This is a genomic window from Agrobacterium deltaense RV3 (assembly GCF_900013505.1).
Taxonomy (GTDB): domain Bacteria; phylum Pseudomonadota; class Alphaproteobacteria; order Rhizobiales; family Rhizobiaceae; genus Agrobacterium; species Agrobacterium leguminum.
Window position 1 is genome coordinate 1437373 of sequence record NZ_LT009746.1, and the last position, 20896, is coordinate 1458268.

The window sequence follows — 20896 nt, forward strand, 5'->3', positions numbered from 1 at the left end:
GTGCTTGTTCACGGTCAGCAGGGCACGTGCGCGTCCCCGCCGGCCAACGAACGGCATCGAGGAGTAAGGCATGAAGAAGCTCATCAACGATCCAGCCACCGTCGTGCGGGACATGCTCGAAGGCGTGGTGGCCCTCAGCCCCGCGACGGTCCTGCTTGCGGATGAGAATGTCGTTATCCGGTCTGGCCTTCAGGCCCCGGAAAAGCGCAGGGTGGCGGTGCTGTCGGGCGGGGGCAGTGGGCATGAGCCAGCCCATGCGGGTTATGTCGGCGCGGGCATGCTAACCGTTGCGGTGGCAGGCGATGTCTTCACCTCGCCAAGCACCGATGCGGTTCTTGCCGGCATCAGGGCTGCGGCCGGACCCGCCGGCGCTCTGGTTATCGTCAAGAACTACACGGGCGACCGGCTGAATTTCGGATTGGCGGCCGAGCTGGCGCGAGCTGAAGGAATTCCGGTCGAAATCGTGGTCGTTGCCGATGATGTCGCCTTGAAGGACACAGTTCCCGACGATCGCCGTCGGGGTATTGCAGGCACAGTGCTCGTTCACAAGCTCGCCGGCGCGGCCGCGGAGCAGGGACTTCCCCTTCAAGAGGTGGCCCGCATCGCCCGGGAAGCCGCTGGGAAATTGTCCTCCATGGGAATATCGCTGGGCTCCTGCACGCTCCCTGCCGTCGGCAGACCGGGCTTCGTCCTTGGCGACGCTGAAATCGAAGTCGGGCTCGGCATCCATGGCGAGCAGGGCGTCCGGCGGATGTCCATCGCATCGGCGGACGAGCTTGTGAAGCTGGTCCTCGAGACGATCGAAGCCGATGGCAGGCTGAAGAGCGGAGACCGGGTTGCGCTTCTGGTCAACGGACTGGGATCGACGCCGCCAATGGAACTTGCGGTCGTGGCGCGATCCGCCGTCACGCGCCTGGAAGCAAAGGGCGTCGTGGTCGAACGGGCATGGGCCGGTACCTTCCTCTCCGCCCTCGATATGCCCGGCTTTTCTTTGTCGGTCATGCATGTGGACGACGCAATGCTCAACCTCATCGATGCGCCGACCGACGCCGGCGCATGGCCGCGCGGCGGTGCGGTGAACCGCAACCGCGTCTTGCCTTCAGCAGACGTTAAGAAGAGCGTGACTGCGGAAATCAGGATAACGGCCGCCGGTGAACGACTGCGTTCCGCGGCGGAGCGGGTCGCCCGAGCCCTGATCGCCGCGGAGCCTAAACTGACGCAGCTGGACAGTGTTACGGGCGACGGTGACCTTGGGACAAGCATGGTGCGAGGCGCCGAAGCAATATTGGCGCTGCCTCGGGAGAGCTTCGCAGATGTGTCCGGTGGCTTGATGGCGATGGCAAACGCGATGCGGAAGGCAATCGGCGGAAGCTCTGGCCCCTTTTACGCCACGGGTCTGATGCGCGCTTCGCGCCATCTTGCCGGGATCGAAAAGCCGACGCCCCGACAGATGGCGGAGGCGTTCGTGGCTGCCGTTCTTGCCGTCTCGGAACTCGGTGGTGCGAGACCGGGGGACCGTACGATGATAGATGCGCTTCATCCGGCGGCGGAAACGTTCCGGGACAGGCTCGCAGCCGGAGCTTCTGCCGACGAGGCCTGGCGATCCGCCTCGGCGGCAGGCATCGCAGGCGCCGAGGCGACCGCGTCTATGAAGCCGCGGCTCGGGCGCGCGAGCTATCTTGGCGAGCGAGCTATAGGACATCCCGATGCGGGAGCTGTCGCCGTCAGCATCTGGCTTGAAGCAATCGGGAACGATTAGCGCCGATGGGCGGCGGGCCTGATGAGAAAGCGGGTTACCGCCGTGGCCGCGAAGCTCAGATGCGCCGCGCCTTGATGGTGTTCATGACGAAGCTGGTCTCAATGGTCTCGACGCATTTCAGCTTTGCAATCTTGTCCTTGATGAAACGCTCGTAATCCTCCAGCCCACCGCACATGACCTTGAGCATATAGTCTCTCGGGCCCGTGACGAGATGACATTCGAGAACCTCGTCCCAGTCAAGAACGGCTGCCTCGAACATCCGGATTTCGTCATCGTGCTGGCGGCTGAGGCGGACGGACGCAAGGGCGGTCATGGTCCATCCCTCGATTGCCGGATTGATGATCGCGGAGTACCCTTTGATGGCGCCCATCTCTTCCAGGCGTCGAAGCCGCCGCAGGCACGCTGATGCCGACAGTCCGACCCGCTCGGCAAGTTCGTTGTTCGTGATCCGCGCATCGGCAGACAATTCCTTGAGTATCCGCCTGTCGATCGGGTCTGCAATTTTTTGCGACATAAATGACCGTTCTCCGCAATATATTGCTTCATGAGATAACTTGACGCATCAGAATGCAAGGTATTTTGGTTTCACTGCGTGTAACCTGCGGGTAGTTCAACGCCAGCTGAGGGATCATCGGAAATGACCGCGCCGCATCCGTCCAAAACCCATATCGGCAACCACGCTCTCCATCCTGAAACCCAGATGCTCAATTACGGTTATGATCCGGAATTGTCGGAGGGTGCCGTCAAGCCTCCCGTGTTCCTGACATCGACCTTCGTTTTCAAATCGGCGGAAGACGGGCGCGACTTCTTCGACTACGTCTCCGGCCGCAAGGAGCCGCCGGAGGGCAGGGGCGCGGGTCTTGTCTATTCGCGCTTCAACCATCCAAACAGCGAGATCGTCGAGGATCGTCTTGCGGTTTATGAGCGCACCGAGAGCTGTGCGCTGTTCTCCTCGGGCATGTCCGCCATTTCGACAACGCTTTTCGCCTTTGTCCGGCCCGGTGACACCGTGCTGCATTCCCAGCCGCTGTATGGCGGCACGGAGACGCTGCTGGCCAAGACCTTCCATAATTTCGGCGTCTCGGCGGTGGGTTTCGCCGATGGTGTCAGCGAAACCTCGGTGATGGCTGCCGCAGAAGAGGCGATGGCGAAAGGCAGGGTCTCCGTCATCCTCATCGAGACCCCCGCCAATCCGACAAACAGCATTGTCGATATTTCGATGATGAGCCGGGTCGCCGATGTGATCAGCGAAAGGCAGGGGCACAGGCCAATCATCGCCTGCGATAATACGCTTCTCGGCCCGGTGTTCCAGCGGCCCATCGAATACGGTGCGGACATCTCGCTCTATTCGTTGACGAAGTATGTTGGCGGGCATTCCGACCTCATTGCCGGGGCAGCGCTCGGCCGGAAGGATGTCATGAAACAGGTGAAGGCATTGCGTGGAGCAATCGGCACGCAGCTCGATCCGCATTCGTGCTGGATGCTCGGACGTTCCCTTGAGACGCTGCAGATCCGGATGGAGCGGGCGGACAGCAACGCCAGGGTCGTGGCGGAATTCCTGAACACGCATCCCAAGGTCGAGAAAATCCATTACCTGCCGTTCAGCGATCCGGCGTCCGCGGTTGGCAGGGTATTCGCTGCTCAATGCTCCGGCGCGGGATCGACCTTCTCGTTCGACATCGTCGGCGGGCAGGCCGCATCTTTCAAATTTCTCAATGCGCTCAACATATTCAAACTCGCGGTAAGCCTCGGCGGCACGGAGTCTCTTGCGTCTCACCCTGCAACGATGACGCATTCGGGAGTTCCTGCCGATGTCCGCCAGCGCATCGGTGTGCTGGATTCCACGATCCGGCTGTCAATCGGCATCGAACATCCCGACGATCTTGTCGCCGACCTGACGCTTGCCCTGGATCAGGCCTGACGAGGGAACGCGGCTTACCCCACGCGCCACAGAAATGATTGAAAGCTGCCCTCAGGTTGCAAACCGGGATAGGGTCACTCACGGTCGCGTCGCGCGGCTCGCTTTCCAACGTCGCCGATTTGCGGCATTAAGTGTTGTGAAGTGAAGTGTGCAAGATGAATGTGTCGGGGGGCGCATGAAACTCAGGAGCCAGATTCTCGCATTGGCCATCGGGCCTCTCGTTCTTGCGATTATCGTCATCACAGCGCTGATCGCGTGGCAGTCCATGACGCTGGCGCGCACGAGCATCGATGCGTTCGAACGAAACATGCTCGCGGCAAAGGAGGCTGAACTCCTTAACCTCACCAATCTTGCCCTTTCGGCGATCCGCTCGGTCTATGACAGGGCAGGACCTGATGACGAGGCCGCGAAGGAAGAGGTCAAGCGCATCCTGACCGGTCTCGACTACGGCACTGACGGCTATTTCTTCGTCTATGACTATGACGGACTGAACGTGGTCCATCCGCGACAGAATTTCCGTCCGGGGAACAACTGGCTGGATCTCCACGATCCCGATGGCAACCGGGTGATCTACGATCTGATCGTCGAGGCGAAAAAGGGGGGAGGGCTGGTCCAGTACAAGTGGGAAAAGCCTTCCACCAAAAAAATGGCCGACAAGCTTTCCTTTGCGGCCGGCCTCGACAAATGGCGCTGGATGATCGGTACCGGCGTTTACCTCGACGACGTTTTTGCGACGACGGCAGCGGCGAAGGAGGAGTTGCGGCATTCGATCACCTGGAACTTCCTGATCGTCGCCCTGTTTGCGGTTCCCGCCGTATTGCTGGTGTTTGCCACCTGCATGCTGCTCAATCTGCGCCAGCAGCGGCTCGCGGATGGCCGGCTCAAGGAATTGATGCAAAGGATCATCGATACCCAGGAGGAGGAGCGTCTGCGCATTGCCCGGGAACTGCATGATGGCATTTCCCAAAATCTTGTCGGCGTGCGTTTTGCGATCGATCTCGCGCGGCGCAAGGTCACGCCGGATAATGTCGGCGCTGTCGAGGCAATCGGCAAAGGCGCCATTGCGCTGAACGAAGCGATCAAGGAAGTTCGCCGCATCTCACACGATCTTCGCCCGCGTGTCCTCGACGATCTGGGGCTGACGGCAGCTCTGGAATCCCTGATCTCGAGTTTTTCCGAACGCACGGGAATTGCGGCGACGCTTGAATCCGTGGCCTTCAAGCATATGCTTGTCCCGGAGGCACGGGTTGCGCTTTACCGTGTCGCACAGGAGGCGCTGACCAATATCGAGCGCCATGCCGACGCGACGCAGGTCGCCATCCGTTTTTCCAGTCGCGACGAACGGGTGCAGATGGATGTCAGCGACAATGGCCGCGGCTTTCCGGCCGTTCGGACGGAAAACGGGATGCCGGCGAGCAAGGGGCTCGGTTTGAGAAACATGCAGGAACGCATGACGCATTTCGGGGGCAGGCTGGATGTCGAAAGCTCGGCAAAGGGAACCGTTCTGCGGGCAGTGCTGCCCATTACCGCCATGAAGGATCGCAATAGCGGCCTACAGGAGGCCGCCGAGTGACCGTTCATCCGATCCGTGTGTTGTTGATAGACAACCATCCTCTCGTTCTGGATGGGTTGAGGGCCGTCCTCGAGACCTACGAGCATCTCGCGGTCGTTGGAACGGCGGTGTCCGCCATGGCCGGTATCGACGCGGCTGTCGCCACGCGGCCCGATGTGGTGCTGATGGATATCAACATGCCGCAGATCAATGGCATCGATGCCCTGGAGCTGTTCAAGGAAAAGCAGCTTTCCGCCCGGGTGCTGATGCTGTCGATGCATGACAGCCGGGAATATATATCGACCTCGGTCATGTATGGTGCGGCCGGTTACATTCTGAAGGACGTGGCGACCGAAGAAATAGTCGCCGCAATCGAAACCGTGGCTGCCGGCGGCACCTATTTTTCCTCTGGCGTTCGCGATGTGCTGATGGAAGGGTCTTCCGGCAGGCTGAAGGCGCTGACGACACGCGAGCAGGAGGTTCTGCTGCTGATCGCGCGCGGAAAGAGCAATCGCGACGCTGCCCTCGCGCTCGACATCGCCGAGCGCACGATGGAAACCCATCGCAAGAATATCAAGAGGAAACTGGATATAGCGACGACCGCCGGTCTCATCCGCTATGCGATCGATAACGGGCTTATCAAAGAATAGGTGCCAGAGGCCCGAGGCCCCGGAATGTCGCCATCCAGGGGCCTCGGTAAGTCTATGTCGGCTTATTTGCCGGCCGTCTGCATGGCATAGCCGTAGCTGTCATAGGTATATTCGGCGACGCGGAACCATTCGAAGCTCTCGTCGCGGAACTTCTTCCAGCCCGGATAGATCTTGGCCCATGCGGGATGCTTCTGGGTGTACTCGTCATAAAGCTCGAAGGTCGCCTTATAGGCGGCGTCGAGCACATCGCGGGGCAGCGGGCGAAGCTGCGTGCCCTTGGAAACCAGCGAGCGGATCGCATCCTTGTTCTTGACGTCGTAAAGCGCCTGCATGTTGATGTTGGCGGCCTTGCAGGCGGTGTCGAGGGCTGCCTTGTATTCATCAGGCAATGCTGCGTACTGGTCCTTGTTGACGAAGAAGTGGATCGTCAGTCCGCCTTCCCAGAATGCGGGATAATAGTAGTATGGCGCGATCTGGTAGAAGCCGAGCTTTTCGTCGTCATAGGGACCGACCCATTCCGCGGCATCAATCGTGCCCCGCTCCAGCGCCGGATAGATGTCGCCGCCCGGAAGCTGCTGCGGCACCGCGCCAAGCTTGGCGAGCACCTGTCCGGCGACGCCGGCAATACGCATCTTGAGGCCCTTGATATCCTCGAGGCTCTTGATCTCCTTGCGATACCAACCGCCCATCTGGGCGCCCGTTGCTCCACCGGGAATGCCGATGACGCCGTAATCGGAAAGGAATTCGTTGTAAGCCTCGTTGCCGCCGCCGTGGTAGAGCCATGCGTTCTGCTGGCGGGCGTTCAGGCCGAAGGGGATGGTCGAACCGATGGCGAATGTCGGATCTTTCCCGGTGAAATAATAGCCGCAGGTATGGGAAATCTCGACGGTATTGGCTTTCACGGCGTCGATGGCCTGGGCGCCGGGAACGATTTCACCGGCCTGGAAGACCTGGATTTCGAACTTTCCGCCTGTAATCGCCTTCAATGCATTGGCCATGACGACGGCGCCGCCATAGATCGTGTCCAGATTGTTCGGGAAGCCGGACGTGAGACGCCAGCGAACGGTTGGCAAAGACTGGGCTATGGCGGGTGTCGCAAGTGCCGAAGCAGCCGCAGCAGCCCCTGCAAGTACGCCGCCCGACAAGAGTTGTCTGCGACCTGGGTTGACCTTCATAGATTACCTCCTCCTATTGAACGTCAGCGATTTTTGTTGCGGCGGGCGCTTTTGCGCCCGGCCGATTGTCATGGGGTGGCAGGCTTTCCGAAGCTCGGTGCGCTGTTGCCAGGTGCCGAGAAAGGATTGGCGAAGGGATCGGCGTCCGTTCCCGCACTCGGCATGGGAACGTTGATATGGACGGACGAAGGATCCGCCACCTTGGCGCCTGACTTGTAGTGCATCACGATGCCGGGGAAGGCGATGATGATGACGACCATGGTCAGCTGGATGAACAGATAGGGAATGGCGCCCAGGTAGATCTGGGACGAGGTGACCGGCTGGATCGTCTGTCCCGTGATCCGATCCTTGTAGGCCCGCGTCGGTGCGACGGACCGTAGGAAGAACAGAGAGAAACCGAAGGGCGGGTGCATGAACGACGTCTGCATGTTGACCGCCAGCATCACGCCAAACCAGATCAGGTCGATGCCGAGCGCATCGGCGACCGGCGCCAGCAGCGGGATGATGATGAAGGCCAGCTCGAAATAATCGAGGAAGAAGGCCAGGAAAAAGACCAGCAGGTTGGCGACGATCAGGAAGCCGATCTCGCCGCCCGGGATCGATGTCATCAGATGCTCGACCCAGACGTGGCCGTTCACGCCATAGAAGGTCAGGGAAAAGACGCGCGCGCCGAGCAGGATGAGCAGCACGAAGGACGACAGCTTCGCCGTGGCGTGCAGCGACTGCTGGATCAGACCGAAATTGAGCTTGCGGTTGGCAAGCGCAAGGGCAAGCGCGCCGACAGCACCCATGGCACCGCCTTCCGTGGGGGTGGCGATCCCAAGGAAGATCGTGCCGAGCACGAGGAATATCAAGACGAGCGGCGGCACCAGCGAGGTGATGACCTTGAGCAGCAGCTTGGTGCCGCGCAGGGTCCGCGCCTCCAACGGCAGGGCCGGGACTTTCGTGGGGCTGATGATCGAGGTCACGATGATATAAAGCGCATAGGCCGCCACGAGCATGAGACCCGGAACGAGCGCGCCCTTGTACATGTCGCCCACCGAACGGCCAAGCTGGTCGGCCAGCACGATCAACACGAGGCTGGGCGGGATGATCTGCGCCAGCGTGCCGGAAGCCGCGATCGTGCCGGCGGCGACCTTGCGGTCATAACCATAGCGCAACATGATGGGAAGCGAGATGAGGCCCATCGAGATAACCGAGGCGGCGACGACGCCGGTGGTGGCGGCCAGAATTGCCCCGACGAAGATCACGGCAAACGCAATGCCGCCGCGGACCGGTCCAAACAGCTGGCCGATCGTGTCCAGCAAATCCTCCGCCATGCCGCTCTTTTCAAGAATGAGCCCCATGAAGGTGAAGAACGGTATCGCCAGCAGCGTTTCGTTCGACATCTGGCCGAATATGCGATCGGGAATGGCCTGGAACAGCGTCGCTGGCAGCAGGCCGAGTTCGATCCCGATGAAGCCGAAGAAAAAGCCGACAAAGGCTAGCGCGAATGCCACGGGATAGCCGAGCAACAGCACGATGATGAGCGCCGCAAACATGATCGGCGCGAGATTTTCCGCAATGAATGCCATTGTTGTTTTTTCCTTCGATCAGAGCATTGCCGCCGCGGCGTCAGCCTCTGCAACGGGATCGGGAATATCGCCGCGCAGGATCGCGACACGCTTGATGAGTTCCGAAACGCCCTGAATGGCGAGAAGGCTGAAGCCAATCGGTATCAGCGCCCAGACGGGCCATTGAATGAGGCCGCCCGTGTTGTTTGAAACCTCACCGGAAGCAAGTTTCTGCAGAAACACCGGCCAGGAGAGATAGACCGTGATGAGGCAGAAGGGCATGAGAAAGAAAATGGTCCCGAGAATGTCGACCCACAGCTGCCCTTTGCGCGGAAGATTTCCGTAGACCAGATCGACCTTCACATGCTCGTTGTTAAGAAGCGTGTAGGCGGCGGCGATCAGAAACACGGCGGAAAACAAATACCACTGCGATTCAAGCCAGGCGTTGGAGCTCATCGAAAACGCCTTGCGCATGACGGCATTGATGGCGCTGATGAAAATAGCCGCGAGAAGCAGCCAGGAAATGCCTTTGCCAATGGCTGCATTGGCGGCATCGATGGCGCGCGAAACGGCCAACAGAAACTTCATGATATCCTCCCCGAAAGCGGCCGCGTACTCCTCAATACGTGTGTGACCGCCATAATTCGGGCAGGATAACCATGGTGGCCTGACGCTCAAGGGCGCGCGCCGGCGAATTTCCTGAGACGTACCGAGAACTGGGTATGGGTAAGATCAAAACCCGCATCGGGGCTTAATTTCGCTTCCCGCTGCCGGCCCAAATCCGTGTTTCCACCTGCCAGAAGATCACCGGGCGAAGCCCATCTGAACACCGGCCGTCGGTTCAAATCCGCTTAAACCGCAAGACGCGTATCACCCGCACGGTCGGCTGCGATGTCACTGTTTGGCTGCGGTCGCCTCTTTTACCGCCAGCTCCGCCATGGCGAGTGCCGCATCGCGGGTTCTGGCCGCCGCGACAAATCGGCCGTTGTGGCAGAAGCTCGCGCCTTCGACGCCGCAAACCGCTTCCAGATCTTTGTCCGTCAGGCCGGCCCAGGCCGCCGGCAAATCCGCCCGCAGTTCAAAGCCTTCATCCTCGCGGCGGATACCCGTCAGGCACCAGTCATTGTTGCGTGGATGAACGACGAAGAGCAGATGGTCGGCGCCCGCCTTCTTGATGGCGGGCCGAAACGGCATTCCCATCGGCAGTTCCAGAATATGTCCGTCGCCGGCATCCACGATAGCCCGGCTCACGAGCGTTTCAGCCCGCAATTTCGCGGCGCTGTTGGCAATCTTTGCCTCCACGAAGCTGCGGGCGATGGCCAGCGCCGCGTGGAAACTGCGATTGTCCGCTTCGGGATCTGTCTCGTCGAAAACAGGCTTCAGAGTTTCCAGCAGGACGGGCAGGGTCAGCCCGGCGAGTGCCCCGGCGGTGGAGGGGCTGAGCGCGCCATTGTCGACCAGATCGACCGGCAGCACGAAGCTGGCATCGAAAGAGGCGTGAATGGTTTCGATATGGTCTTCAGGAACCCCGAAGGCGGCGAGATAATCGCGGCCGAAATGCTTCCAGATCAGTCCGAACGAACTATAGGGCTGACCGTCTTCGCGCAACGGCGCACCGCGCTGGTGGTGATCGAAGGCGCCCTTCGCCGCGTCATAAACACCGCCGACGTCGTAGACGATGCGGTCTGCGCCAGGTGCGATCCATTCGCTCGCCCTGCTGCGGATCAGGCGTGCCTGCGGGAAAAGCCGGGTCAGCACGACGCTCGACAGCAGTTCGTCGGCATGGAAGCCACCGGAATGGGTGACGAGGAAGTCCGGGATCATGTCAGGATGCGCCTTGTTGCTTGCGGAAGCTCCGCCTGGGAGTGGCACCTGATACCCTTTGCCGGACTGCATCTCAACCCGCCATTCGCAATGGAGGCTAAAAGCAACGATATGCTGGACGTCGTGATCTGAAGGAAAGGCGGTTTGTCACCGCGTTTCAAGCCGTCTTCAGGATCCACAGGTTGGGTGCCGACCGGTCATTCCCGCTCGTTTTCCAGCGGTCAAAGGCGGCGCGTCCGAGAATGGCGACGGAGGTGTCCTCATGGATGTCGTCGCTTGCCTCGGCAAGATATCCTGCCCTGTTGAGGTCCGCCGTGACCTGCGCGGTCACGTCATCCTGTCCAAGCGGAAAACGCCCGACTGTCACGATGCCCAATTGCGGCTCGCCGCGCACCACCACCTTGCCGGTTTCGGTGAACCGCGCCTATCCCGTTTCATGAAGAGCCGATCTGAGCTTTCGGCAGGCGCGGCGATGAGATTGTGAGGGGCAGCGCTGTTGCGACCACCGGCACGATCAGTGCGGACCATGCTGCCCCGTAGCCGAGATGATCGACCAGAAGGCCGAATATATAGGGGCCGATTGCCATGACACCCAGGCAGATCGTGGAAGCGAAGGCAATCGTCGACGCTATCGAACCTTTCGGTGCGCTTTCGGCGATCTGCAAAAGATAAAGTGGAAACCACCCGATCCCGAATATTCCCAGCACGACAAGCACGATGAGGATAATCGGCGTCGGAACGCCGATGGGCAGTGCCGCGAGGATTGCGGCAGCGCCTGCGGCAATGACGGATACCAGGCCGAAGGATTGCGTACGAAGGCCGGGCCTGAAACGGTCGCTGAGCCATGGCAGCAAAATCCGGCCGGGAATGCCCGCAAGCTGCGTTGCGGCAAACATGGACGATGCGGCAAAAAGGCCAAGCCCCAATCCATCCGCCATGAAGCCGATGACGTGCGCGGTGAGGGTGAATTGAAACGCGGACATGGCGATACCAAGCCGTAATACGGGCCAGAAGCTCGAATTCTGCCCGACCTCGCGGGCGAGTTTTGCCAGGGAAAGCGGGCGCTCGGTTTTTGCGGCCACATCGCCTCCCTCGCGATAGAGACCCCAGAAGAGTGCGGCGCCCGTGACGGAAACACCGGCGCAGAGCCATGCTGCCGCATGCCATCCGTAACGAACCGCCATGAACGGGAGGAGGGCGGCCGCGATCATCGTTCCGAAAGGAACCGCAGCCTGCCGAAACCCAGTCGCTATGCCGCGCTTGGCAGGCGGGAACCAGCGCATGATCGCCCGCGTGCCGCCCGGTTGGACCGCAGCATAGGTGCCGCCCAGAAACGTGATGCACAAAAGCAGCGCCGGCAGGCTGTTTGCGAATGCCGCCGCGCAGGCCATTGCGAGCGCCATGCCGAGCATGGCAATGCCGACGATGCGGCGCTCACCGTGAATATCGATGGCGCGGCCGAGCGTGAACATCGTCACGATCTGCACACCGTTCATGACGGTCACGGCCAGTGATGCGGATGCAAGGGAGATGCCGAATGCTTCCCGCCAGAAGGGCACGAGGATGTAAATCCCCTGCGATACGAACGAGCCCGCGGTTTGCGTTGCGACGGCGACCGCAAGGACTGCCCAGATCCGGCGGTCGGTGGCGGGCGTGGGCGAGGTCGAGGAAATCTGTGAAGACACGAAAAGCTCCTATCGAGTGTTTTCGTGCAATAGCGCTCGCGAGAACCCGATAGAATTAGGGGCTTGCGCATTTCAGCGATAACAGCTTGTTATGCAAAACATGCGCTCATTGGATCCCGAGGCCGTCGAGGCTTTTCTTCTCGTTGCCGAATTGCAGTCTTTCACACGGGTTGCAGGCGTGATGAACACGTCACAGGCTGCGATATCGCTGCGCCTGCGCCGGCTTGAGGACATGCTGGGGCATCGTCTCGTCGAACGGACGCCGCGTCGCGTGCGTTTGACGGCGGCCGGCGAACGCTTTCTGGAGCCCGCGCGGGCTTATGTTGCGGCCGGCCGGCGTGCGCTCGATGTCTTTGGGCAGGAGCCGACCCGCCTCGCAATCGGTTTCACGCATCATTTGATCGGGGCCGATTTGCCCCGGATACTCCGGGTGATCAGCGAGCGTGAGACGAGCGTTACGCTTCATTTGCGCACCGCCGGCACCAGGACCCTGCTTGAGCTCTACGATGCCGGCGCGCTCGATGCGATCGTCGTGTTGCGGCATGACGATATCCGACGCGATGGCGAGTTGCTGTTTCAGGAAAGTTTCGGCTGGTACTGCAGCGCGGATTTCGATCTGCCTTCCAACCTGCCGGTGCCGCTGGTGCTTCAACCGGAGCCCTGCAATTTGCGAGCCATGGCCCTTCGGGCGCTGGAGGCGGCAGACATCGCCTGGCGTGAGGTGTTCGTCGGAACCGGGGCAACGGCGGTGGGAGCGGCTGCCGAAGCCGGGATCGGCGTCGCACTGCTGGCGCGAAGTGTAGCGCCCGCCGGTCTGCGGGAGGTGAGGGAAGGCCTGCTCCCACAGCTTTCGAAACTGGACGTGGTGATGATTTCCGCGGTTACCGGCGATCACGCGAACGCGGTGCTGCGACGGATCACGCGGGCATTTCAGTCCCCACGAGCCTGAATGGCCTATTTTCGAATTTCATCTTCGACAACTCTGATCCACGCCGGCAAGGCTTCCGCATCGGAATGCCGGAACCACATATGTTTGACAGGACGAAAACAATGACCAAGCGTATCGAAGGCATCATTCCCGTGATGATCACCCCCTTCAGGGGCGACAAGATAGATTTCGAGGGCGTCGCCAATCTCGTGGAATGGTACATCGCCAATGGATCGGACGCGCTGTTTGCCGTTTGCCAGTCTTCCGAGATGATGTTCCTCAGCCTCGAGGAGCGCGTGGAACTGGCTGCTTTTGTTAAGAAGGCCGCAGCCGGCCGCATTCCCGTCATTGCCTCGGGCCATATCAGCGAGACGCTTGAGGATCAGCAGAAAGAGCTCAATGCCATCGCGCAGACGGGCGTTGACGGCATGGTGCTTGTCACCAACCGGCTCGATGCCCGGCAGGAGGGCAACTCGAAGTTTCTCGACGATCTCGGCTGGCTTCTCGAGCGTCTGCCTTCCGACCTGCCGCTTGGTCTCTACGAATGCCCGGCGCCCTATCGCCGTCTCATGACCGATGCCGAAATTTCCTTCTGCGCCAATAGCGGTCGTTTCGTTATCCTGAAGGATGTCTCCTGTGATCTTGAAACGGTCAAGCGGCGTGTAGCGCTCACCGCGAATACGCCGCTCGCCATCGTCAACGCCAATGCGGCAATTGCATTCGACGCCATGAAAGCGGGATCGCGCGGTTTCACCGGGGTCTTCACCAATTTCCATCCCGATCTCTACAAATGGCTGCTGACGGAAGCCGGCCGGCAACCGGAACTGGCTGACGAGCTGTCGGTCTATCTGGCGCTCGCCGCCATGGCGGAGCCCATGGGCTATCCCAAACTGGCGAAGCTCTATCACCAGCGCCTCGGCACCATAAGCGACATCGAAAGCCGCGCGGTGACGTTCGATATTCAGGAGCGTTTCTGGGCGATAGAGGCTCTTCTGGACAAGATCATGCAGGGTACGGAGGAATTCCGGCGGCGCATATCCAGATAGCGGCTTCCCCTGTCATCAACAGGGAGGCCAATGGGGAAAGAGTTCTGGCGACCATGGCATGTCATGCCCAGCCTTTCAGCGCCCGCCCGGAATAATAGCTGGGCGTGGTGGCGCGGTAGATCGGTATGCTGGCGGCGCCCAGATGAGGCAAGTCGCTCATGATCGATTTGCGTATTTCCGGCGGCTCGACGAAAAAATCTTCGCCGAGTATTTCCAGAGAACCGATACGCCCCACGATATGCTCGAGAATCCAGTCCGGCAGCGATCCACCGAAAATGATGGCTGCCGGATCCATCGTGCGGGCGACCGTCAGTGAAAGCAGGCGAAGCTGATCCGTTGCCCGCTCCAGCCACGACACCACGGCGGGATGATCGGAATAACTTTCGTCAATGTCCTTCAGGCGCCGAATGCCGACGCCTTGAGCAGCCAGAGTGTCGCAGAGGTCCTGCCCCGAGGGGCGGGGATGGGATTTCGGAAACAGCCCGCCGAACTCGCCGGCATTGCCATTGGTGCCGCGGTAGAGATGGCGCTGCACCACCAGGGCGCCACCGATGCCGTATGTCAGCCAGATCATCGCGAAATTGCGAATATTGCGGCCTGCACCATAATAGAGTTCGGAAAGAATGACGGTGTTGCCGTCATTTTCGTGAAAGACCGGGAAATCGAAATAGGGCTGGAAGTCCTTTTCGACGTCGATATCGCGCCAGCTTTCGAACTGCTTGATGCGGAAGACATGGCCGCGATCCCGCTTGAAATGGCCGGGAAAGCTGATGCCGCAGCCCAGCACATCTTTCTTCCTTATCTTCGCTTTTTCAAGCGCTTGCCGGGCGGATGCCTCGGCCATCTCCATAATATGCTCGAAACTGTGCCCTTCCAGTTCCAATCTGATTTCCTGCCTTATCGTGCCGTTGAGATCGGCCACGCAGACCCGCAGATCGTCTGGATTGAAGTAGACCCCCAGCGTGAAAAGCCCGTTCGGATTGATCTCAATGGCGGTGGAGGGTTTCCCCCGTTTACCGTCATTGCGTGCCTCCTCCGCCTCGAGGATGAGGCCGGATTCCAGGAGATTGGCCGTCAGGCGGGTCAGCGTGGGTGCGGAAACATCCATCTCCCGCGCCAGTTCGATGCGCGACATACCTCCCTTGCCGCGCAAAATCTCGAGCAGACGCCGCTCATTGTAGCCGAGATCGATCAAAAAAGTCTCCCGCGAGAAATTATGCCGGATGATTAGCGAAAATTACGCGATTGTACACCGCGTTTCGCCGGAAATCCCGCCATTGAAATTGGGTGGCTGTAAGTAAAAATCAGGAAATAATGTGTTTTTTCAATATGATATTTTATTGTCATATTCGAAATAAATTTCGGCTTGACTAATTAATTTACATAAAGAAAATAAATAGCGGACAGCGGGTGGCGACGGCAAAATCAAAAAGAAATCATGTCGCAGGGCCGGTCTGTCAGGGAACAAAAAAACGGAGCCCCCTTATGCGTCAATCATGCACTATTTTCGCGCGCCTTTTTGCCGGCGCCACTTTCCTTGCCAGCGCGGCTTTCGCTCATGCGGAAGGTACCGTCGTGGTCTATTCCGCCGCCCCGCAGCAGCTTATGGACGAGTTGCTGCCCATGTTCGAAAAGAAAACCGGCACCAAGGTCGAGCTTGTCAAAGCCGGGTCCGGCGAGCTGATGAACCGCATCAAGGCGGAGAGCGGCAAGGCGGCGGGCGATGTGATCTGGAGCGTCGACGGGACGGTTATCGATTTCTCCGCCGACCTTTTCGAGCCATACAAGCCGGTTGAGGCTGCATCGATCAACCCTGCCTTTTCACCGAGCGCGAACTGGGTGCCTTTCACGGCTGTCGTCACGGCCTTTATCGTCAATAAGGAAGCCCTGAAAGGCGCTCCTGTTCCGACCTCCTGGGCCGATCTTGCAAAGCCGGAATATAAGGGCCTGATTTCGTCGGCCCGCGCCGATCAGTCCGGCTCGGCCTATATTCAGATGGCAACGGTATTGCAGGATTTCGACAGCGAGGAAAAAGGCTGGGAAATTTATACCGGCATCCTCGGCAACTCGGTTCTTTCCACCTCTTCAGGCGCGGTGCCGCGTTTCGTCAACGATGGCGAGCAGGCCGTTGGCATTACGCTGGAAGATGCCGCGCTGCGCTACAAGCTCGGCAGCGCGCCGGTCGAAATCGTTTATCCGAAAGAGGGTACGGCAATTGCGCCTGACGGCATGGCACTCGTCAAGGGAGCGCCGAATGCCGACAATGGCAAGGCCTTCATCGATTTCATCGTCTCCAAGGAAGCGCAGGAAGTCGTCGTGAAGGCGGGTCGTCGCTCGGTTCGAACCGATGTTCCCGCCAATCCGGCACTCGTTCCGCTTTCCGATGTTCCAGACGCGAAATACGATTTCAAGTGGGCTGCGGACAATCGCGCGCGCCTGATGGAAAAGTGGAACGAGACATTGCTCGACGTTCAATAAGATAATTGCCGGGGACGGCGCAGAAGCGGCCGCCCCCCTTTATCCCGTTCACAATTCGCTTTTCGTTTTGTCCAGCGTGGTCACGGGCCGTGCAGGATTTGTCATGGAGCAGCACATGGCCGCCGTGGAAATTACCAGCATAAAAAAGAGTTACCGGGATGTCGTTGCCCTTTCCGACATCAATATCTCCATCCCCTCGGGTTCGTTCTTTACGCTTCTCGGTCCGAGCGGATGCGGCAAGACGACCCTCCTGCGCACGATTGCCGGGTTTCACCAGCAGGATAGCGGCAGCATCAGTATCGAAAGACAGGCGATCGAACATGTGCCTGCGCACAAGCGCGATGTCGGTATGGTTTTTCAGGATTATGCGGTCTTTCCGCATATTTCCGTATTCGACAACATCGCCTTCGGTTTGAAGCAGCGCAAGGCATCTTCCACCGAGATTCGCGAACGCGTCGGCAAGATTCTCGATATCGTGCAGCTCGCTCCCTACGCCAAGCGCATGCCGCATGAATTATCCGGCGGTCAGCAGCAGCGCGTCGGTCTGGCGCGAGCGCTCGTCATCAATCCGAAAGTGCTGTTGATGGATGAGCCATTATCCAACCTCGATGCGAAACTGCGCGTGGACCTGCGGCGCGAGCTGCGCGAAATCCAGCAGGCCATGAACATTACCACGGTTTATGTGACCCACGATCAGGAGGAGGCGCTTGCCATGTCCGATCTGGTCTGTGTGATGTATGGCGGCGTCATCCAGCAGGCAGCTGCACCCTGGGAGGTTTATAACAATCCCGCCAACCGTTTCGTCGCCTCCTTCGTGGGTGCGAACAATTTCCTGACGCTGGATCGTTCGGGCGGACAGACCTCCATTTCCGGGCACGTGGTGGCGCTACCGCAGGTCGACGCCATTGCGCCGCAACGAACGGTCGTTGCCGCCATCCGTCCCGAAGCGATTACCGTTGGCTCGCCCGCGACCGAAGATGAACGCCGCATCGAACTGCCTGTCACCATAAGGCAGGTCAGCTTCACCGGTCGCGAGATGAATGTTGCCGCGGTACTGTCGTCGGGAGAGGAAATCGAGGCGATCACCAAGCCGTCGCCCGATATCATCGCCCTTCAGCCCGGCCAGAAAACGGTTTTCTCCTGGTCTGCGGGCGATACCAAGCTCTTCGGTGAGGGCGTTACCGGGGAGCGCCTGTCATGACGGATATGACCGCGACCGCAACGACGGGCGGCTTCCGCCTGAGACTGCCAGGCTTCTGGACCAGCGTGACGGCATTTGCCGTTGTCATATTGGCGATCTTTTTGATCCTGCCCATTTTCAGCGTGTTCTTCATCAGCTTCTTCGACGCCAAGACGGGTGATTTCGGTTTCGGCAACTATGTTCAAGTGCTGACGCGGCGTTTTTATACCGTGGCATTGTGGAACACGCTTGCCATCGGCGTGCTCGGCATGTTGGGGGCCTGCCTGCTCGGTATTCCGCTTGCCTTCTGCACCTCGCGTTACCGCATAAAGGGCCGCACCTTCATTGCGACTTTCGCTGTGCTGGTTCTGTGCGCACCGCCCTTCATCGGCGCCTATGCCTGGATCATGCTGTTCGGCGCCAACGGCGCGGTTACCAATCTCCTGTCTTTCGCCGGTATTTCATTGCCGACGATTTATGGGATACCCGGCATCGTGATGGTCTTCAGCCTGAAGTTCTTTCCCTATATCTTCCTGATGACGGAAAATGCGCTGAACACCATCAACAAATCCTATGAGGATGCGGCGGAAAACCTCGGCTGCACGGCGTTCCAACGGTTCCGCAAGATCACCTTGCCGCTGGTCTTTCCGGCAGTCAGCACCGGCGCGATCATCTGCTTCGTATTGTCGATCGCAGACTTCGGAACGCCGGCAATCCTCGGCAAGGGCATCAGGACGCTCTCGACCATCGCCTATGCGCAATACACCTCCGAAATGGCCGGCACGCCGACCATGGCAGTCACGATTTCCATGGTGATGATTGCGATTTCCATGGCCGCACTTCTCTTGCAGCGGCAGATTCTCGCCAAGCGCCGTTATGCCAGCTCATTGACGAACCGGCCGGTAAAGCGCTCCATGCGCCCGCTGAAATCGTTTATCGTGCACGGTTTCTGCTATCTGGTCGTCTTTGTTGCCATGCTGCCGTCTCTCACGGTCATCTACACATCGTTCCTCGCAACGAACGGTCCCGTTTTCACCGGCGGTTTCGGGTTGGACAGCTATGCCCGCATTCTCCGCGATTCACCGCAGGCGATTGCCAACAGCTTCACCTTTGCGCTTGCCGCGGTGGTGTTGATCGCCATCGTTTCCGGCCTGCTCTCTTTCATCGTTGTCAGGCGAGACAATGCAGTATCAGGCTCGCTCGATCTTCTATTGATGGTGCCCTATCTGATACCCGGTGTCGTCATGGCGATCGGTTACGTCACGACGTTCCGTTATCCGCCTTTCGACATTACCGGCACGGCATTGATCATCATCCTGCTGGTGTTTATCCGCCGCCTGCCTTACGGCGTCCGCTCCACCACCTCGATCCTGCGGCAGATCAAGCCTTCCATCGAGGAGGCCGCGGTCAATCTCGGCGCTTCGCCGGCAAAGACGTTCATATCGGTGACGGTGCCGCTGATGTTGCCGGGGCTCATCATCGGTTCCTTGATGAGCTTCATCACCGCCATCAACGAATTGTCCTCGACGCTGATCCTCTATACGGCGCGGACGATTACGATGCCGGTCCTGATCTATATTCAGGTGATTGACGGCGAGTTCGGCACGGCAGCCGCACTTTCGACGCTGCTTCTCGTCAGCACCGGACTTTGCGTCTTCGTCGTCTTCCGGCTTTCGGAAGACAAGGAAGCCTCTTTCGTCTGAAGCCATCAAATATCATTCAAAACTACAGCAGCGGCGACCCATGTGTCGCCGCCAGCCTCCCTCTGCAAGGACACCAGAAAGATGAATATCGCGAGCTTTTCGCAATCGAAATACAAGAACGCCGCAAAGCCGGGGGACGATGTGGCGCTTCTCATTCCCGGACGGGTTCTGGCCGTTTTCGACGGCGCGACCGACCCGACCGGAGCAAGTTATGATGGGCTGAGTTCCGGCCGCATCGCGGCCCTTGCCGCCGCTAATGCCGTGGCTGAGATGAGCCTTGACGGCAGGCTGGAAACGCTCGCCGCGTCCGCGCTTTTTCAGAATATCAGCGATATCCTGAAAAAGGAGGCGCAGCGCATCAATGCCGGCCATCCGCCATCAACCACATTGGCGATCGTGGCGGATATGGGCGACAGCTTCCGCCTGCTGCTTGCCGGCGATTCCGGCGTCAGGATCAACGGCACGCGTCTGATCCAGAACACCAAGCTGATCGACACGGTCAGCACGTCGGCGCGCATATTCGTGTTCAAACAGCTTCTCGCCGCCATCGGCGATGGCGACGCGGCCGAGGCGCGCACGCGCGCGACGATCTTCTCAGGCCTGCGTTCGGCTGTCGCAAACGGTATCATGACGGCGCGGGATGCGGAAAATGTTGTTATTGCCGCGGCCGGGATGAGCGGCCTTGAGAACGACATTGAAACGGTCGAGGAATTCCTGATGGGTGGAATCCGTGTCCAGCCGCAATTCGCAAACAGGCATGGGCATGTACTGGGTTACGCCTCTGTGAATGGCGGAACCGTCATGCAGGAGGGGACGGTTGACGTCCGTATCGCCAAAGACGGGCTCTCGAGCATTGAAATATTCTCCGACGGCTATTTGTCACTGCCAACGGGGACGGATGTTGCGGCCTGGGAAGCGGAATTCGCGCGTGTCGAGGCGGCGGATTTTCACAAGCTGCGTGAGTATCCGTCCGTCAAAGGTTCGACAACGGCGGAATTCAGCGATGACAGGACCGTCATTTGCCTCAACCTGGTTCAAGGGTAGTCCAGTCTACGAACCTCATGTGAGCCGGCCGACATCGCATATCGATTTCGGCGTCATTCGCGGTCGGTCAGCTTGAAGTGTTTGCTGACGGAGACAGCCATGCCGCGCCGGCTGACGCCAAGCTTCGCATAGATGTTCTTCAGGTGGAATTTCACGGTCGCTTCGGAAAGGCCGAGATCGCGGGCCATTTCCTTGTTGCTGCGGCCTTCGGAGAGAAGTTTCAAAACGGTGGTTTCCCGCCCGCTCAGCAGTCCGGCGGAATGTGTTGCGCCGTCGTCATTACCGCCCAGCGGCATCACCATGCGTGGCTGGCGGCCAAGGCCGTGTCCGACGATGCGGCTTATGAATTCCATCGCGTTCGGGCTAAATATCTTCAGCCCGAAACGGCGCACAATGTG

At 59.5% G+C, this 20896-nt stretch carries 19 protein-coding genes; 10 read left to right on the top strand and 9 right to left on the bottom strand.

What is annotated here, in order from left to right:
- Positions 1–70 precede the first annotated feature (70 nt).
- Positions 71–1759, top strand: coding sequence for a dihydroxyacetone kinase family protein (locus tag AGR7B_RS20970; protein ID WP_080857771.1), 1689 nt, complete (start codon positions 71–73; stop codon positions 1757–1759).
- Between the two features lie 55 nt (positions 1760–1814).
- Here the strand turns inward: AGR7B_RS20970 and AGR7B_RS20975 are convergent, their stop codons facing one another.
- Positions 1815–2273, bottom strand: coding sequence for an Lrp/AsnC family transcriptional regulator (locus AGR7B_RS20975; RefSeq protein ID WP_003521846.1), 459 nt, complete (start codon positions 2271–2273; stop codon positions 1815–1817).
- Between the two features lie 123 nt (positions 2274–2396).
- Here AGR7B_RS20975 and AGR7B_RS20980 point away from each other — a divergent pair, with 123 nt between their 5' ends.
- The 3 genes from AGR7B_RS20980 to mctR all read left to right on the top strand — a co-directional run bounded on the left by AGR7B_RS20980 (position 2397) and on the right by mctR (position 5882).
- Positions 2397–3680, top strand: a complete 1284-nt coding sequence (locus tag AGR7B_RS20980; protein WP_065654904.1) for a cystathionine gamma-synthase family protein — start codon at positions 2397–2399, stop codon at positions 3678–3680.
- Positions 3681–3855: 175 nt separating this feature from the next.
- Positions 3856–5253: a two-component system sensor histidine kinase MctS gene (mctS, locus tag AGR7B_RS20985; RefSeq protein WP_080857772.1), complete on the top strand. Its 1398-nt coding sequence runs from the start codon at positions 3856–3858 to the stop codon at positions 5251–5253.
- On the top strand, positions 5250–5882 hold the full coding sequence (mctR, locus tag AGR7B_RS20990; protein ID WP_059761235.1) for a two-component system response regulator MctR: 633 nt from the start codon (positions 5250–5252) through the stop codon (positions 5880–5882). Before mctS ends, mctR begins: the two co-directional genes overlap by 4 nt.
- A 62-nt stretch (positions 5883–5944) precedes the next feature.
- Here mctR and AGR7B_RS20995 read toward each other — a convergent pair whose 3' ends face one another.
- From AGR7B_RS20995 to AGR7B_RS21020, 6 genes are all read right to left on the bottom strand, one after another.
- Positions 5945–7057, bottom strand: coding sequence for a TRAP transporter substrate-binding protein (locus tag AGR7B_RS20995; RefSeq protein WP_065654906.1), 1113 nt, complete (start codon positions 7055–7057; stop codon positions 5945–5947).
- A gap of 68 nt (positions 7058–7125) precedes the next feature.
- A complete protein-coding gene (locus tag AGR7B_RS21000; RefSeq protein WP_065654907.1) occupies positions 7126–8631 on the bottom strand; it encodes a TRAP transporter large permease in 1506 nt (501 codons plus the stop codon).
- Between the two features lie 18 nt (positions 8632–8649).
- Positions 8650–9198 (bottom strand): TRAP transporter small permease subunit, encoded by a 549-nt coding sequence (locus AGR7B_RS21005; protein ID WP_059761233.1) that lies wholly within the window; start codon positions 9196–9198, stop codon positions 8650–8652.
- Positions 9199–9504: 306 nt separating this feature from the next.
- Positions 9505–10434, bottom strand: a complete 930-nt coding sequence (locus AGR7B_RS21010) for an MYG1 family protein (RefSeq protein ID WP_080857773.1) — start codon at positions 10432–10434, stop codon at positions 9505–9507.
- A gap of 157 nt (positions 10435–10591) precedes the next feature.
- The gene (locus AGR7B_RS26545; RefSeq protein WP_425352636.1) at positions 10592–10810 is read right to left on the bottom strand and encodes a hypothetical protein; all 219 of its coding nucleotides are present in this window, start codon (positions 10808–10810) and stop codon (positions 10592–10594) included.
- A 58-nt stretch (positions 10811–10868) separates the two neighbouring features.
- Positions 10869–12119 (bottom strand): MFS transporter, encoded by a 1251-nt coding sequence (locus tag AGR7B_RS21020; protein WP_080857774.1) that lies wholly within the window; start codon positions 12117–12119, stop codon positions 10869–10871.
- A gap of 91 nt (positions 12120–12210) precedes the next feature.
- Between AGR7B_RS21020 and AGR7B_RS21025 the strand changes: the two genes are divergently transcribed.
- On the top strand, positions 12211–13068 hold the full coding sequence (locus AGR7B_RS21025) for a LysR family transcriptional regulator (RefSeq protein WP_078052881.1): 858 nt from the start codon (positions 12211–12213) through the stop codon (positions 13066–13068).
- Positions 13069–13169: 101 nt separating this feature from the next.
- Entirely contained in the window at positions 13170–14093 is a 924-nt protein-coding gene (locus AGR7B_RS21030; RefSeq protein ID WP_080857775.1) for a dihydrodipicolinate synthase family protein, read from the top strand.
- A 61-nt stretch (positions 14094–14154) separates the two neighbouring features.
- Here AGR7B_RS21030 and AGR7B_RS21035 read toward each other — a convergent pair whose 3' ends face one another.
- Positions 14155–15288, bottom strand: coding sequence for an ROK family transcriptional regulator (locus AGR7B_RS21035; RefSeq protein ID WP_080857776.1), 1134 nt, complete (start codon positions 15286–15288; stop codon positions 14155–14157).
- A gap of 290 nt (positions 15289–15578) precedes the next feature.
- Between AGR7B_RS21035 and AGR7B_RS21040 the strand changes: the two genes are divergently transcribed.
- The 4 genes from AGR7B_RS21040 (at position 15579) to AGR7B_RS21055 (ending at position 20498) form a co-directional block, all read left to right on the top strand.
- Positions 15579–16571, top strand: a complete 993-nt coding sequence (locus AGR7B_RS21040; protein ID WP_080857777.1) for an ABC transporter substrate-binding protein — start codon at positions 15579–15581, stop codon at positions 16569–16571.
- Between the two features lie 103 nt (positions 16572–16674).
- On the top strand, positions 16675–17772 hold the full coding sequence (locus AGR7B_RS21045; protein ID WP_236781219.1) for an ABC transporter ATP-binding protein: 1098 nt from the start codon (positions 16675–16677) through the stop codon (positions 17770–17772).
- Entirely contained in the window at positions 17769–19454 is a 1686-nt protein-coding gene (locus AGR7B_RS21050; protein ID WP_080857778.1) for an ABC transporter permease, read from the top strand. The genes AGR7B_RS21045 and AGR7B_RS21050 overlap by 4 nt, the downstream gene beginning before the upstream one ends.
- 81 nt (positions 19455–19535) lie before the next feature.
- Positions 19536–20498, top strand: a complete 963-nt coding sequence (locus AGR7B_RS21055; protein ID WP_080857779.1) for a hypothetical protein — start codon at positions 19536–19538, stop codon at positions 20496–20498.
- Positions 20499–20551: 53 nt separating this feature from the next.
- On the opposite strand, the gene AGR7B_RS21060 is transcribed toward AGR7B_RS21055, so the two are convergent.
- Entirely contained in the window at positions 20552–20851 is a 300-nt protein-coding gene (locus AGR7B_RS21060) for a response regulator transcription factor (RefSeq protein ID WP_245317734.1), read from the bottom strand.
- Positions 20852–20896 lie beyond the last annotated feature (45 nt).

Excerpts from the sequence above, each read along its gene's own strand:
- AGR7B_RS21025 (WP_078052881.1), top strand. The coding sequence starts at position 12,211 with ATGCAAAACATGCGCTCATTGGATCCCGAGGCCGTCGAGGCTTTTCTT.
- AGR7B_RS20975 (WP_003521846.1), bottom strand. The coding sequence starts at position 2,273 with ATGTCGCAAAAAATTGCAGACCCGATCGACAGGCGGATACTCAAGGAA.
- AGR7B_RS21005 (WP_059761233.1), bottom strand. The coding sequence starts at position 9,198 with ATGAAGTTTCTGTTGGCCGTTTCGCGCGCCATCGATGCCGCCAATGCA.
- AGR7B_RS21000 (WP_065654907.1), bottom strand. The coding sequence starts at position 8,631 with ATGGCATTCATTGCGGAAAATCTCGCGCCGATCATGTTTGCGGCGCTC.
- AGR7B_RS20995 (WP_065654906.1), bottom strand. The coding sequence starts at position 7,057 with ATGAAGGTCAACCCAGGTCGCAGACAACTCTTGTCGGGCGGCGTACTT.
- AGR7B_RS21040 (WP_080857777.1), top strand. The coding sequence starts at position 15,579 with ATGCGTCAATCATGCACTATTTTCGCGCGCCTTTTTGCCGGCGCCACT.
- AGR7B_RS20970 (WP_080857771.1), top strand. The coding sequence starts at position 71 with ATGAAGAAGCTCATCAACGATCCAGCCACCGTCGTGCGGGACATGCTC.
- AGR7B_RS21045 (WP_236781219.1), top strand. The coding sequence starts at position 16,675 with ATGGAGCAGCACATGGCCGCCGTGGAAATTACCAGCATAAAAAAGAGT.
- AGR7B_RS21030 (WP_080857775.1), top strand. The coding sequence starts at position 13,170 with ATGACCAAGCGTATCGAAGGCATCATTCCCGTGATGATCACCCCCTTC.
- AGR7B_RS21055 (WP_080857779.1), top strand. The coding sequence starts at position 19,536 with ATGAATATCGCGAGCTTTTCGCAATCGAAATACAAGAACGCCGCAAAG.
- mctS (WP_080857772.1), top strand. The coding sequence starts at position 3,856 with ATGAAACTCAGGAGCCAGATTCTCGCATTGGCCATCGGGCCTCTCGTT.
- AGR7B_RS21060 (WP_245317734.1), bottom strand. The coding sequence starts at position 20,851 with ATGGAATTCATAAGCCGCATCGTCGGACACGGCCTTGGCCGCCAGCCA.
- AGR7B_RS21010 (WP_080857773.1), bottom strand. The coding sequence starts at position 10,434 with ATGATCCCGGACTTCCTCGTCACCCATTCCGGTGGCTTCCATGCCGAC.
- AGR7B_RS20980 (WP_065654904.1), top strand. The coding sequence starts at position 2,397 with ATGACCGCGCCGCATCCGTCCAAAACCCATATCGGCAACCACGCTCTC.
- AGR7B_RS21050 (WP_080857778.1), top strand. The coding sequence starts at position 17,769 with ATGACGGATATGACCGCGACCGCAACGACGGGCGGCTTCCGCCTGAGA.